We start from the raw sequence: 13,431 nt of genomic DNA on the forward strand, positions 1-13,431 counted from the left end.
CCCCGATTTGGTCGCAAGATCGATAAGGAGAACCCGCACAACACGTTTCGGAGGAGCCAGTGCCCAAGGTCAGTGACGACCACCTCGCCGCCCGGCGCAGCCAGATTCTCGACGGAGCCCGCCGCTGCTTCGCCGAGTTCGGCTACGAGGGCGCCACCGTGCGTCGACTGGAAGAAGCGACCGGTCTGTCGCGGGGCGCGATCTTCCACCACTTCCGCGACAAGGACGCCCTGTTCCTGGCCCTGGCCCAGGAGGACGCGGGCCGCATGGCCGAGGTCGCGGCCACCCAGGGCCTGATCCAGGTCATGCGCGATATGCTGGCCCGCCCAGAGGATTTCGACTGGCTGGGCACCCGCCTGGAGATCGCCCGCCGCCTGCGCAACGATCCCGAATTCCGGGCCAACTGGGAAGAACGCTCCGAAGAGCTCACCGCGGCCACCGTCGCCCGCCTCGAGCGCCGCAAGGCCGCCGGCGCCCTGCGCGACGACGTCCCCACCGAAGTCCTCCTCGGCTACCTGGACCTGGTCCTCGACGGCCTCATCGCCCGCATCGCCTCCGGCCACGCCAACGACAACCTCGAAGCCGTCCTCGACCTCGTGGAAGCCTCGGTCCGCCGCAAGCAGTGACGAACCCGTAGTCGCCGGGCACTCGCGCGCGGCGACGTCGGAGTGCCGTGCGCGTCCGGCATGCCGAGGGAGCGGCCCGCGGCTCGTACCGGCGCCCGGGTCAGCCCTCGCGTTCGAGCTCGGTCAGCAGGCGCCGGGTGATGCGATCGAGGGACGCGCGCTCCTGGTCGGAAAGCACGGAGAGAATCCGGGTTTCGTTCTCGAAGTGCTCGGTCACCACGATGTCGATGAGGTGCAGGCCCCGATCGGTGAGCGCGACCTTGATCGCGCGCCGGTCGCCCGGGTCGGCGATCCGCCGGACCAGTCCCGCCTTCTCGAGCCGGTCCAGGCGGCCGGTCATGCCGGCTCGCGACATCATCAGGGTGTCCGCGAGGCCGGAGGGGTTGAGCTCGTAGGGCTCCCCCGAACGCCGCAGTGTCGCAAGCACATCGAACTCGCCGCGCTGCAATCCGTGTGCCGTGAACACGGATTCGATCCGCTCGGTCGCCACCACGGTGAGCCGGCCCAGCCGCCCGATGATGGCCATGGCCGCGCCGTCCAGGTCCGGCCGCTCCCGCCGCCACTGCTCCTGGATCACATCCACGGCGTCGGTCTTCTTCTCACCCATGGACAACACTCTATTCGATGACATATAGTTCGGTAGCGAATTATCTCCCACCGAATCATATGGAGTCCGACATGACCACCGCTTCCCGCCCCGCCCCGATCCGCCAGCCGCAGGACGCCGAGATCATCGGCGGCGAGCCCGTCTCGGTGCGGCTGCTCATCGACTCCAACGAGGCGGGCGGGTCGGTGAGCACCGTCGAGGTCACCATGACCCGCGGCGCCGATGGCGCCATGCCGCACTACCACACCCTCTCCGACGAGCTGTTCTACGTGGCCGACGGCGAACTCCAGGTCCTGGCCGGGGACAAGATCGTCACCGTCGGCGCGGGCGGCGCGATCGTCGTCCCCAAGTTCATGCCGCATGCCTTCGGCGCGGCGCCCGAGAGCCCGGCCCGCATCCTCATCGCCCTCATGCCCGGCGTCGAACGCCACGGCTACTTCCGTTTCCTGGAGCGGCTCGCCCACGGCGAGGCCACCCCGGCCGATATCGAGGCCGCCCAGCAGGAATACGACAACCACTTCATCGACGCGCCGCAGTGGTGGGCCGAGCGCAACGCCAACCGCGCCTGACCCCGCGCCCTCGCGGGCCCGCGATGCCGTGAAACCCGCACTGCCGCCAGGGAATCCGCCGAACCGTGCCAGTGGTCGCGTGATTCCCGCAGCGGGCCGTACGGCACACCGGCCACACCGGTCGGTTCCGTTGCACCGCCACGATCCCGAGCGCGCAATCCAGGGCACGATGACCGATCCACCGGTCACGCACCGGCACCGAGAGTGGCATGGCAACCTGCCGCTGTACGCGAGAAGGCCGTCCTGACTCCCCGGTAGCCCGGCGGTCGCCGACGAGGGGTGTGCCACAGACCACCGAAAACGCGGAATGATCATCGCCGCGAGCCGGGTTGGTACGTTCATGGCATTCTCTGTCCCCATCACCGTCCGCGGGTACGAGCTCGATATCAATGGGCACCTGAATCAGGCCGTCTATCTGCAGTACGCCGAGCACGCGCGCTGGGAGCTACTGCGAGCAGGCGGGCTGCCGGGCGAGAAGATGGTGGCCGCGGGAATCGGGCCGGTGGTGCTGGAACAGACGCTCAAGTACCTGCGCGAATTGCATCTGGGCGACGAGGTCACGGTGAGCTGCGAATTCGAATGGACCGGCGGCAAGATCTTCCGGATGCGCCAGCAGATTGTGAAACTCGACGGCACGGTGTCGGCGGAGATCGATGCCGTCTCCGGCATTCTCGATCTCGCCGCCCGCAAACTGGTTGCGGATCCCGGTGCGGCCCTGCGGGCGGTGGCCGACTCGCCGGACATCCTCGGTCTCTGATCGGACGCCGAGCACACCGGCCGGTCCGGGTTTTTCTGCGAAAATCTTTCGGCGGGAGCGGTTTCCGAAAACCGGCCAGAGTTTGCCGGAGTAGCTGAAATCTTTCGTTGCGGACCGAATTCGGTGCCCAGCGGGATATGATTCAGATCACGCTCGGCCCCGCAGCAAATCCCGAGCAGATCGGAGTTCAGCATGACCGGCGCCCTGCACCGAACGGGATCGGCGACCCTCGCCAGCACCTCGCCATCGCTACCCGGCTACCTTGTCGCGGCCACGGAGCGAAGTATCAGCGTGCGTGTCGGCGACGGCACCACCTGGACCTTCCATCGGACCGATGTCCTCGACATCACCCGGTGGGATGCTGCGACGGCGCAGGGCAGCTGTGAGGGCCGCCCGGTGCTGGTGCGCGTACGGTCCGGCGCCACTGCCGATTTCACGCGGCGCCGTCGTGTCGAGGTCACCGATCGTCCCCTCACCCTGTCGCCGGACCACAGTCCCGCGCGCGGCGACGACGAACTGCGCGAGCTCACCGAAATCTGGGCCCGCGGACTGGATCTCACCACTCGCCCCGGTGCTGGCGGGGCCACCATGACCTGCTGCCAGACCCGGTCGCACCTCGGCAGCGACGACGGCATCGCCTGCGACAGCCTGGACTGACGGAATCGCGCATGGCCGCCCGCACCATGGGATCGGTGCTCATCGTCACCGAGGCCGAGGACCTCCACGGCGACGCCCTCGCCGCCACCCTGCGCAAACACCACGGGCACAACCCGATTCGCCTCGATATGCGCGACTTCCCGCGCGAGAACGGCACTTTCCGACTCGGCGGGGACGGCTCCTACCGCAGCCTGTCGCACGTCTTCGGGCTCGACGACGTCACCTCGGTGTGGTGGCGCCGGCCCCACCCCTGCGCTGTACCGGCCGGTCTGTCCGAGGAGGACGATACCTACCGCCGCGCCGAATGCGACGGTTTCCTCCAGGGACTGCTGTGGTCGATCCCGGCCCTGTGGGTCAACGACCCCGGGGCCGACCGCACCGCGAGCCGCAAGGTCGTGCAGCTGGAGACGGCCTACCGCGCCGGTTTCGCGGTCCCGGAGACCCTCGTCACCAATGATCCCGACGAGGCGCGCGCCTTCATCGAATCCCGGCCCGGGTCAGTGGTTTACAAGCGCACCGGCACCGGGCGCGGCGCGTTCACCGAGACCCGGCTGTTCACCCCGGCGGATTTCGACCGGCTGGCCACGATCCGCAACTCCCCCACCATCTTTCAGGACTACATCCAGGCCGAGAGCGATCTGCGCATCGTCTGGGTGGACGGCATCGAGTGGGTGGTGCGCATCGACTCGCAATCCGGTGTGGGACGGGTGGATTCGCGCCTGGACACGTCGGTGGCCTTCACCGCCGATCGCCTGCCCGCCTCGGTGAGCAAATCGCTGACCACGCTGATGGGCGCGCTGGGGCTGGCTTTCGGCGTGCTCGACCTGCGGGTGGGTCTCGACGGCGAGTTCTACTTCCTGGAGGTGAACCCCCAGGGGCAGTTCGCCTATCTCGAAATCAAGACCGGTCTGCCGATTTTCCAGAGCCTCGCAAACCTACTGGTTCTCGGCGACGGGACCGTGATGCCCTAGCGGCCGCACACCATCGCGCTTCCTCGAACATCACGGCGAATCGTCGAACCTCGCACCGCAGCGCCCGAATTCGCGGCTGGTCGTCCTGAATCGCAAGTCGTCGACCGGCTTTCGCCGGTCGAGAACCCGCAATCCACTCCCGGAAAAGGGAAAGACGCTACTTGCCGGCCTTGGCGGCCTTGCGGCGGTTCGCACCGCCCCGGCTGCGGAGTTGCACATGCGACTCCACGAGCACGTTGTGGATGAAGCCGTACGACCGCCCGGTCTCCCGGGCCAGGGACCGGATGCTGGCTCCGGCCTCGTACTGCTTCTTCAACTGGGATTGCAGGCGATCGCGGGATTTCCCGGTGACGCGCGTGCCTTTACCCAATACGGCTTTACCCTGTGCGGGCCTGTCACTCATGGCTTCCTCCGAGTCGCCGTGGGCGCCTCATTCCAGGTTAGAGACTCGGATGCCTGTGATCAACGAAACGCTGTGATGTGAGTCACCGACTTTTGGCGACCACGCGTTTTTCGGTGTGGGAGGCGCATTCTCACGCCAGCTGGATCAGTTCCAGGTAGTCCTGCGACCAGTGATCCTCGGTGCCGTCGGGGAGCATGATGACCCGCTCGGGGTTGAGCGCCTCGGCCGCACCCGGGTCGTGGGTCACCAGTACGACCGCGCCCGCGTAACTGCGCAGCGCGTCGAGCACCTGTTCACGCGAGACGGGGTCCAGGTTGTTCGTAGGTTCGTCCAGCAGAAGGACATTCGCGGCCGAGGAGACCAGACCGGCCAGTGCCAGACGGGTCTTCTCACCGCCGGACAGGGTGCCGGCGGGCTGCTCCAGCTGCGGGCCGGAGAACATGAACGCGCCGAGCAGACCGCGCAGATCCTGTTCGCCCGCATCGGGTGCGGCGTGGCGGATGTTCTCCCAGACCGTGGCCTGATCGTCCAGAGTGTCGTGCTCCTGGGCGAAATATCCGACCTTCAGGCCGCGTCCGGGCTCGATCTGCCCCGCGGTCAGGGTCTCCACCCCGGCCAGCAGCCGGAGCATGGTGGTCTTGCCCGCACCGTTGAGGCCGAGGATCACGACCCGGCTGCCCTTGTCGATGGCCAGGTTCACGCCGGTGAAGATCTCCAGCGACCCGTAGAGCTTGGTCAGGTTCGTGGCCATCAGTGGCGTCTTGCCGCAGGGAGCCGGTTCGGGGAACTTGATGCGCGCGACCTTGTCGGCCACCCGGATCTCGTCGGCCTCGGCCAGCATGCGCTCGGCGCGCTTGACCATCTGGTGTGCCGCAGCGGCTTTCGTGGCCTTCGCGCCGAGCTTGGCGGCCTGCTGCTTGAGCGCGGACGCCTTCTTCTCGGCATTCGCGCGCTCGCGGACACGGCGCTGCTCGTCGGTGGCGCGGGCGTCGAGGTACTTCTTCCAGCCCATGTTGTAGATGTCGGCCTCGCCGCGCACGGCGTCGAGGAACCACACCTTGTTGACCACGTCGCCGAGCAGGTCGACATCGTGGGAGATGACGATGAGGCCGCCGTCGTGGTTCTGCAGGAAGCTGCGCAGCCAGGTGATGGAGTCGGCGTCGAGGTGGTTGGTGGGCTCGTCGAGCAGCAGCGTGGTGTCGGACTTGCCGCCACTGCCGTCGGAGGCGCTGAACAGGATGCGCGCCAACTCGATTCGGCGACGCTGACCGCCGGAGAGGGTGCGCAGCTGCTGGTTCAGCACCCGGTCGGGCAGGCCCAGGCTGTGGCAGATGCGAGCGGCCTCGCTCTCGGCCACGTAGCCGCCGAGGGCGGAGAAGCGCTCCTCGAGCCGGCCGTACTTGCGGATGGCCTTCTCGCGTTCGGCGTCGTCGGCGACCTCGGCCATGAGCGCCTGCTGCTTCTCCATATCGCGCAGCAGGGCGTCGAGCCCGCGCGCCGACAGCACGCGATCCTTGGCGAGCACATCGAGGTTGCCCTCGCGCGGATCCTGGGGCAGATAGCCGATTTCGCCCGAACGGATGACCTTGCCCGCGTAGGGTTCACCCTCACCGGCGAGAATGCGCAGGGTGGTGGTCTTCCCGGCACCATTGCGCCCCACCAGCCCGATCCGATCCCCGGCCTGCACCCGCAGCGCCGACCCCGGCGCTGTCAGCAGGGTGCGGACTCCGGCCCGGACCTCCAGGTCGGTCGCGGTGATCACAAGCGTCTCCTCGGGTACAGCGGATGCCGGTAGTTAACTGAACGAGTGTGCGCCATCGCGGCACACAAGAACCACCGATTTTACCGGGGCCACCTCCTGGGACCGAATCGAGCACATCCCTCGTTACCGCAGACGGGGAACCGGGTAACGGCGGTCACACTCCCCGGAGCCGGTCGGCGTGCGGCGGAAAATCCCGGCGAGGGCCGCTCGCAGGGTGCCTCGCCGGTGGTTCGGCGGGGCGCCCGCCGCCCGTGGCGAATAGGGAACGACACGCATTCCAATCGACGACGAATCGGGATGACGGCGGGTCGGATTGCCGCGTAGGAACCTATACCCACCGGGTACATATTCGGATTCGACATGGGATTGTGAGCGCAGCTATCGACTCGACCGCCGCCATTCACTCCCTGGCGACCAGCGTCTGCATCGACCTGAACAATGGCGCGAACAAGGACGACGAAGCAAACGATCTATATCAGGAAGCGCTGGACGAATCCACCATCACCGGAATTCACCTCTCGCACGACGACGCGGCCACATTGCCCGGTCCGCCAATGAAGGACGTCTGCCCGACAGCAGGAAAATAATACGGACGCACCGGCCGGTACTTGAATGCTGCGATCTCAGTAGCTGAAGGCGATGGCCGGATCGTCACCGATCCACTGCCACATCGGGATGGTGTCGCGTCAGGTCCGGTCCCGGCGGCCCCGACCGCGACCAGGAACGCCTTGGCGACCTTCTCCGGATCCGCCGGGCGTGGTCAGGCCGACGCCGAATCCAGGCCGACCCCGGCACCGGCAATTCGGGCTTACATGTTGACATTTCACGTTGATTTGTCACACACTCGCCAGGCTCAACGGTGATGAGGAGGGGTTCGGCGATGACCGATCACGCGCGGGCCGCGCTCGAGCTGTTGCGGGACAGTAGCCAGTTCAAGTGGTACGTGATTCCGCTGCTGCTCGTCGTCATCTACGTCTATGCGACCGAGGTCGAACGGCGGAACTGGAATGTGCTGTTCGCGGGGCTGGCCCTGTGGGGCATGGACTGGTTCAACGAGATCTGGAACTCGCTGGTCTTCCACGCCACCGGGCGCGCGCCGGTGTGGGGCGCGACGGGGCCCACGGCGTATCAGATCCTGATCGGCCTCAATATCGAGATCTGCTTCATGTTCGCCATCATGGGTGTGGCCGCAGCGAAGATGCTGCCGCCCAAGGAGGTTCGCATCCTGGGCCTGCCCAACCGGCCGGTCCTCATCGCGGCGAACTCCGCGGCCGCGGTCGGCGTGGAGGTGCTGCTGAACAAGGCGGGTGTGCTGACCTGGGATTGGTCCTGGTGGCACGCGGGCTTCCCGTACCTCATCTGGCTGTTCGGATACGTGCCGTTCTTCGTCGCCTGCTTCTACGTCCACGACCTGAAGACGGTGCGGGCGAAAGCCATTGCCGTGGGCGCGATTGCGGGGATCGACACCCTCGCCCTGATCGTCTTCGGCTCCCTCGGGTGGTTGTGATGCCCGAACCCGCAGTACGGCGCGGCGTGCTCGCCGCGGCCGCCGGACTCGCGCTCGCGGTGGCGGCGCCCCCGCAGATCGCGTCCGCCGAACCGCCCGCGTGCGCGCTGCTCGGCACCGTCGGCACGCCCGAACTGGGCGCGGACGAGACCACGGCCGGGCTCGACGCATTCCCGGCCGCCGCGATCCCGCTACCGGATCAGGTCTTCCTGCGGACCACCGCGGAAACATTCAACCGCCGCTGGTCCTTCGCCGTGCGCGACGGGTCCGTCTACGTGAAACAGGCGGCCGCGCAGGGCGGTTGGCGCACGCTGCCGTTGCCCGGGTGCATGGCGGGCCGGATCGCCGGCGTCTCGGCGGACGACGACGAACTCATGGCCATCGACGTCGACGGCCGCTTCTTCACCATGGACCACATCCTGAGCGCACCCGCGGACTGGAACTGGAGCAGCCGCTACGGCACACCGCTGTGGACCGGCCCCGGCAACACCCTACCGCCGGGCACGATCGCCTGGACCTGGTCGGTGCTGTCGCCCAACGAGGATCGCCTCTGGCGCGACACCGCCGGCAATGATCACAATGTCGGCGGCGCGAAGGTGTCGCACGTCTTCGCGCTCACCGACGACGGCCACCGCATCCACTACGTGGACCCGTGGCTGCCGCTGGACCACAGCTACGAGATGTCCACACCCGACCAGGGCCGCTTCCGCGCGGTGGCACTGTCCACCAGCGGATCGACCACGCTGGTCGTGGATCGGTTCGGCAATCTCTACACGCGGCTCTACGATTTCGACATCTCCGGCGCGGACAAGGTGTTCTTCCGCTACTCCTACGAGGATCAGCGGGGACGGCCCGCGGCGCCCGACATGCTCGGTGAGCGGATAGACGATCACTACGCGGCGATCCAGCTGCCTGCGCCGGACTGGCTGCGGCAGCCGAGGATCCCCGGCCGGATCACCGATCGGATTTCCGTGCACAAGACCGGAATCGGTTCCGACGCACGCGAATTGCGTGTCGAGGGCGTCGACGGCGGGCGCACCGGTTATTGGGTGAAGGAACTCGCCGCCGACCATTGGGATTTCGTACCCACCGATCTTCCGCTGGCAGGCCGTCTGCTGGACAACCCCGGCACCGACCACTCGGCCGATGACACCGTGGCGGCATCGCCGTACACCTATGCGGGCCGGACCGCGTCGGGCGTGGCCGTGCGGATCGAGTCCTTCGATGTCGCGGTCTCCCCCACCCCGCTGCGCCTGGACTTCGCCAACGGCAGCCACCTCGACCTGACCCTGCACACCGTGGACGGACTCCGCCAGACGGTCCAGGCGTCCGGAATCACCGATCAGCCCAGGGCTTTCGACGGCACCGTGGAGATCCCGGCGGACACCCTCGCCACGCTCCCCGATCAGCCGGCGCCGGTCCGTGAGTTCCTCCAGACCGCCCTCGCGGGACGCCGTTTCACCGATACGCCGGTCCGCGTCACCACGAACGAGTTCAGTATCGAAGGGCTGGGACTGACCCTGTCGCGCACCCGCTGAATCACCGTGGTGTGAAGGTCAACTCGCCCGCAATGACGCTGCGGTCGTGGGTAGATCCAGAAAGGCATGTGGGAGAGCGCGATCGGTGGCCGCCGCCTCGTGCAGCTGGGCGGGATCGAGTTCTCCGGTGGGCGCCCGAGGTCGTCCCCCCGCGGGCAGGGCTGGGAACCGGCAGGGGTCGGCGGCTCGCCCACTCCCGCGTCTCAGTGGTCGGGCAGCCAGTTGCCGTGGAAGCCGTACGGGATGCGGCGGGGCAGGTGGATGGTGGCCACCGGTGCGGCCGCCAGGTCGGTGGCGTCGAGGATGACGAGGTCGCTGCGGTCCTCGGCGGAGTCGTAGACGTAGGACATGAGATAGCCTGCGCCGCCCGGGGTTTCGTCTGCGGGGGCGAAGGATGCCTCGGCGGGGAGGCGGCCGGGGCCGAAGGTGTGGGCGGTGCTCGAGCCGGTGTGGAGGTCGTAGCGGAGCAGCGCGCCGGTGCCGCCGTCGGAGACCGAGACGTGGCCGTGGCGGGCGTTCAGGCCCGCGAGGCGGTCGTCGATGCGCGGGAATTCGGCGATGCGGTCGTCGAGTTGGTCCTCGCGGACCGCCCCGGTGGCGAGGTCGATGGTCCAGCGCCACAGGGTCGCGCCCTCGTCGAAGTCGCGGGAGTCGGTGCGCCACATGCTCCGATAGCGCATGGCGTGCAGCACGATCCGGCCGTCTTCCTCGTGCGCGTTGAGGGTGTGGAAGACATAGCAGGGTTCGATGGCGAACCAGCGCACGTCGCCGTGCGGGTCATCGCGGCGCAGTATGCCGAGACGGGCCTGGTAGTCGTCGTTCCACCGGAACGGCATGCCAGCACCGGTCATGGCGGTCGGCAGGTCGAAAACCACCGGCAGATCCATGAATACGACGTGGTTCGCGGTGAGCGCGAAGTCGTGGTGCATGGTCGCGGCCGGGACCTCGATCTGGCGGCTGAGCTCGAGCGTGCCGGCCGCGTCGGCGCGGTGATAGGTCAGGTAGGGCTCGAAGAAGTCGTAGCCGAAGAAGTGCAACTCCCCGGTGACCGGGCAGGTCTTCGGGTGCGCGGTCATGGCGGTGGTGAGCTTGCCGTCGAAATCGTGCGGACCCAGAGTGTCCAGATCGGCGGTCAATTCACAGGGAAACGAGGATTCGACGAGCGCGAACGTGCGTCCGGCGTGCCGGATGACGTGCGTGTTCGCCACGCCCGCAGTGAAATCCCGCCGGCCCTGCTCGTCGATGCCCCGGGCGCCGTCGGTGAAGGTGCTGGTGCGCACCCACCGATTGCGATAGGAGACCGCGCGCCCGCCTTCGATCCGCACGCCGTGCACCATGCCGTCGCCGAGGAACCAGTGTTTGGAGGCCGCCGCGTGCGGGTTGGGCCCGTTGCGCAGGTACCAGCCGGTGAGTTCCTCGGGAATCGTTCCAGTGCAGGGTAGGTCGAGGGTGGTGAGCTCGTCGGCGACGGGCGCGTAGTTGCCGGTGAGGTGGGGAGGTGTGGTCATGTTCGATACCTGCCTGCCGAAGGAGCGGGCTCCTCGACGTCGCGACATTCCAGTTCTGACATGTCCAAGCTTGGGCCTCCATTCTCGACATGTCAATACTGGAATGTAAGATGAGCGCATGAGTCTCCGGTACGCCCTGCTCGGGCTGCTGTCCGACGGTCCCGCCAGCGGCTACGACCTGCTGCGGACCTTCAAGCACTCGCTGGCCAATGTCTGGCCCGCGACACAGAGCCAGATCTACACCGAGCTCACCAAACTCGCCGACACCGGATTCATCGCCGTCAGCGACGAAGGCCCGCGCGGCCGCAAGGAATACACCATCACCGACGCCGGGCTCGACGACCTGCGCACCTGGCTCACCACCACCCGGCCGAAACAGGTGACGCGCAATGACACGCTATTGCGCGTGTTCTTCCTCGGCATCCTGCCGCCCGAACAGGCCCGCGCCTACCTGGCCGGCATCGCGGAACGCGCCGAACATGCCCACGCCGAACTGGGCGAACTCGAGCAGAACATCGACTGGACCGACAGCAACCTGTCACAATACGGCCACCTCGCGCTGGAATACGGCGCCCGGGCCACCGCCATGAACCGGGACTGGGCCCGATGGGCGCTGGAACAGCTACCGCCGGAACAGAATTGACCGGCTCGCGCTACAACCCGAGCCCGTGCGCCAGCACCGGCCAGGAAGCGGGCAGCTCGTCGTCCCAGTAACCCCAGGAGTGGGTGCCGTAGGGGTGCAGTTCCACGGTGGCCGGGATACCCAGGTCGGCGAGCCGGTCGGCCATGGCGTGGGTGCACTGGTCGACAGCGGCCTCGAGGATGCCGCCCACCAGGATCTGGTTCGCGAGACTGTCTCCGGCACCGGCGAAGTGGCGGTCCCCGGCCTTGTCGTGCGGCCCGGGCATGCCATTGCCGCTGGACAGGTACAGGTCGAGCCCGCGCAGTGCCTCGGCGTGCAGATAGGGGTCGTTGGCCGCCCACATCGGGTCGCCGGACGGGCCGTACATATTGCCCGCGTCGCCACCGCCGAACCCGACCGTGATCCGGACATACATCTCGCCCACCGGATCGGCGATCCGCGCGCAGCCGCTGAAGGCCGCCACCGAGCGGTACAGGCCGGGTTTGGCGATCGGCAGCTGCAGGACCGACGTCCCCGACATCGATACTCCGACAAGACCGTTCACGCCATTGGTGCCCAGCGCGGCATCGATGAGCGGGGGCAGCTCCTCGGTGAGGTAGGTCGACCACCTCATGACGCCCAGTCGCGGATCCGGCTGCCGCCAATCGGCGTAATAGGACGCCGCGCCGCCGATGGGCTGCACGACATTGACGTCCTTGTCGGCCAGGAAGTCGAAGGCATTGGTGCGGCGATCCCAGGAGGCCGCGCCCTTGCCGCCGCTGCCGCCGCTGAGCATGTAGAGCACTGGGCGGGGTGCGGACCGGTCGGCCGGCAACTGCACATCCACCGGAAAGTCGAGGTTCATGGCGGCGGAGTGCACGGTGAGTTCGAGGTGCCGATCGTCGACGCGCCGGCTGCCGACAATGGCCGAACCGTCCGGCGCCGCCGGTACGGTCCCCGGACCGGCGGGCGCCATCACATCCGGTTGGGCACGCGCCACCGGATCGAAGGGTGTCGAGGACAGCGAGACGAGCCCCGCCGCAGCCATTACTGCCATGCTGCAAATCATCGAGCGGTATCGCACGTCCGGGGTCCTGGTTCTCGCGTGCCGCCGGCGCGCTTGACCTGGCGACTGTTCTGCTCCGACGGCGACGGCCGTCCGCGGCCCGACGGGATGCTCATCGGGCGCGCGGCGGCGAGTCTGGCAGCCGCTTTCTAACGGCAGGTTTCCGAATGTTGTCGGGCAGAAAACAGCTTGCGCACCGAAGGCTCAGCCGAGGGTGAGCAACCTCGCAGTCCCGGAGACGACGGTCTGGCTCTGATCGACCAGCGCGACCCGGACCTGCACGGGGGCGCCCGCTACCAGCGGCGTCTCCCCCGCCACCGGGGTGAGCGCGATGGTCGCGGCGTGCTGGGAGCCGTCGCAGGTGAACGAGTCCTGCTGGCCGGTGGCGGCCGGCCGGTCCGCGTTCGGATCGCCGACCATGGCCAGGATGCCGGCGACGCCCGCGGACGCCTCGCACATGTAGTCGATGCCGATCGACGAGGCTCCCGCCGATTCGACCGTGATGGAGTTGGCGGCCAGCGCGGGCGCCGCGGCGAGCAGCACCCCCGCGCCCAGGGCCGCGACGGCAGCGGCGGTGACGGTGGAGCGGTGATGGGTCGGAATGATGACCATGTTTCGTTCCTCCTGTGTGACGGATCTGGATCACTGAACACACGCGGAAAGAGCACAGCCAGTATCGCGCCGAAGCTTCGTCGTCCAACCCCCGGCCCCCGGGAAGCGGGAGAACCACACCGCGCGCGGGTCCCGCATCCACCCCGCAATCACGCGGCAGCCATCGAGCCGGGCATCCGGGTGCACGACAGGGGTCGAGGATTCGGGCCGCGGGCGTCACTATGGG

General features: G+C 67.8%; 15 protein-coding genes. 9 read left to right on the forward strand and 6 right to left on the reverse strand.

Annotated features, from left to right (window positions below):
- The first annotated feature begins 59 nt into the window (after positions 1 to 59).
- Positions 60 to 626: a helix-turn-helix domain-containing protein gene (locus ABZV44_RS33605; RefSeq protein WP_354845361.1), complete on the forward strand. Its 567-nt coding sequence runs from the start codon at positions 60 to 62 to the stop codon at positions 624 to 626.
- Between the two features lie 100 nt (positions 627 to 726).
- Here the strand turns inward: ABZV44_RS33605 and ABZV44_RS33610 are convergent, their stop codons facing one another.
- Positions 727 to 1,233: a MarR family transcriptional regulator gene (locus ABZV44_RS33610; protein WP_354845364.1), complete on the reverse strand. Its 507-nt coding sequence runs from the start codon at positions 1,231 to 1,233 to the stop codon at positions 727 to 729.
- Positions 1,234 to 1,304: 71 nt separating this feature from the next.
- Between ABZV44_RS33610 and ABZV44_RS33615 the strand changes: the two genes are divergently transcribed.
- The 4 genes from ABZV44_RS33615 to ABZV44_RS33630 all read left to right on the forward strand — a co-directional run bounded on the left by ABZV44_RS33615 (position 1,305) and on the right by ABZV44_RS33630 (position 4,187).
- Positions 1,305 to 1,802 (forward strand): cupin domain-containing protein, encoded by a 498-nt coding sequence (locus ABZV44_RS33615; protein ID WP_354845366.1) that lies wholly within the window; start codon positions 1,305 to 1,307, stop codon positions 1,800 to 1,802.
- Positions 1,803 to 2,142: 340 nt separating this feature from the next.
- Positions 2,143 to 2,559 carry an acyl-CoA thioesterase gene (locus ABZV44_RS33620; protein WP_354845369.1) on the forward strand — a complete coding sequence of 139 codons (417 nt, stop codon included), beginning with the start codon at positions 2,143 to 2,145 and terminating at the stop codon, positions 2,557 to 2,559.
- Positions 2,560 to 2,751: 192 nt separating this feature from the next.
- A complete protein-coding gene (locus ABZV44_RS33625) occupies positions 2,752 to 3,216 on the forward strand; it encodes a hypothetical protein (RefSeq protein ID WP_354845372.1) in 465 nt (154 codons plus the stop codon).
- Positions 3,217 to 3,227: 11 nt separating this feature from the next.
- Complete coding sequence (locus ABZV44_RS33630) at positions 3,228 to 4,187, forward strand: MvdC/MvdD family ATP grasp protein (RefSeq protein WP_354845375.1); 960 nt, start codon at positions 3,228 to 3,230, stop codon at positions 4,185 to 4,187.
- A 157-nt stretch (positions 4,188 to 4,344) separates the two neighbouring features.
- Here the strand turns inward: ABZV44_RS33630 and ABZV44_RS33635 are convergent, their stop codons facing one another.
- Entirely contained in the window at positions 4,345 to 4,590 is a 246-nt protein-coding gene (locus ABZV44_RS33635; protein WP_033087059.1) for a helix-turn-helix domain-containing protein, read from the reverse strand.
- Positions 4,591 to 4,720: 130 nt separating this feature from the next.
- A complete protein-coding gene (locus ABZV44_RS33640) occupies positions 4,721 to 6,352 on the reverse strand; it encodes an ABC-F family ATP-binding cassette domain-containing protein (protein WP_354845378.1) in 1,632 nt (543 codons plus the stop codon).
- 368 nt (positions 6,353 to 6,720) lie between these two features.
- On the opposite strand from ABZV44_RS33640, the gene ABZV44_RS33645 reads away from it, so the two are divergent.
- The 3 genes from ABZV44_RS33645 (at position 6,721) to ABZV44_RS33655 (ending at position 9,397) form a co-directional block, all read left to right on the forward strand.
- On the forward strand, positions 6,721 to 6,939 hold the full coding sequence (locus tag ABZV44_RS33645; RefSeq protein WP_354845380.1) for a hypothetical protein: 219 nt from the start codon (positions 6,721 to 6,723) through the stop codon (positions 6,937 to 6,939).
- 293 nt (positions 6,940 to 7,232) lie between these two features.
- On the forward strand, positions 7,233 to 7,859 hold the full coding sequence (locus ABZV44_RS33650; protein ID WP_354845383.1) for a hypothetical protein: 627 nt from the start codon (positions 7,233 to 7,235) through the stop codon (positions 7,857 to 7,859).
- The gene (locus ABZV44_RS33655; RefSeq protein ID WP_354845386.1) at positions 7,859 to 9,397 is read left to right on the forward strand and encodes a hypothetical protein; all 1,539 of its coding nucleotides are present in this window, start codon (positions 7,859 to 7,861) and stop codon (positions 9,395 to 9,397) included. The genes ABZV44_RS33650 and ABZV44_RS33655 overlap by 1 nt, the downstream gene beginning before the upstream one ends.
- A gap of 203 nt (positions 9,398 to 9,600) precedes the next feature.
- Here the strand turns inward: ABZV44_RS33655 and ABZV44_RS33660 are convergent, their stop codons facing one another.
- Positions 9,601 to 10,905, reverse strand: a complete 1,305-nt coding sequence (locus tag ABZV44_RS33660) for a carotenoid oxygenase family protein (RefSeq protein ID WP_354845388.1) — start codon at positions 10,903 to 10,905, stop codon at positions 9,601 to 9,603.
- A 118-nt stretch (positions 10,906 to 11,023) separates the two neighbouring features.
- Here ABZV44_RS33660 and ABZV44_RS33665 point away from each other — a divergent pair, with 118 nt between their 5' ends.
- Positions 11,024 to 11,548: a PadR family transcriptional regulator gene (locus ABZV44_RS33665; protein WP_354845391.1), complete on the forward strand. Its 525-nt coding sequence runs from the start codon at positions 11,024 to 11,026 to the stop codon at positions 11,546 to 11,548.
- 10 nt (positions 11,549 to 11,558) lie between these two features.
- On the opposite strand, the gene ABZV44_RS33670 is transcribed toward ABZV44_RS33665, so the two are convergent.
- Both ABZV44_RS33670 and ABZV44_RS33675 read right to left on the reverse strand, forming a co-directional pair.
- Positions 11,559 to 12,584 (reverse strand): alpha/beta hydrolase family protein, encoded by a 1,026-nt coding sequence (locus tag ABZV44_RS33670; protein ID WP_354845394.1) that lies wholly within the window; start codon positions 12,582 to 12,584, stop codon positions 11,559 to 11,561.
- Between the two features lie 213 nt (positions 12,585 to 12,797).
- Entirely contained in the window at positions 12,798 to 13,205 is a 408-nt protein-coding gene (locus ABZV44_RS33675; protein ID WP_354845396.1) for a hypothetical protein, read from the reverse strand.
- Positions 13,206 to 13,431 lie beyond the last annotated feature (226 nt).

This window comes from Nocardia sp. NPDC004860, from assembly GCF_040609015.1.
Lineage (GTDB): Bacteria > Actinomycetota > Actinomycetes > Mycobacteriales > Mycobacteriaceae > Nocardia.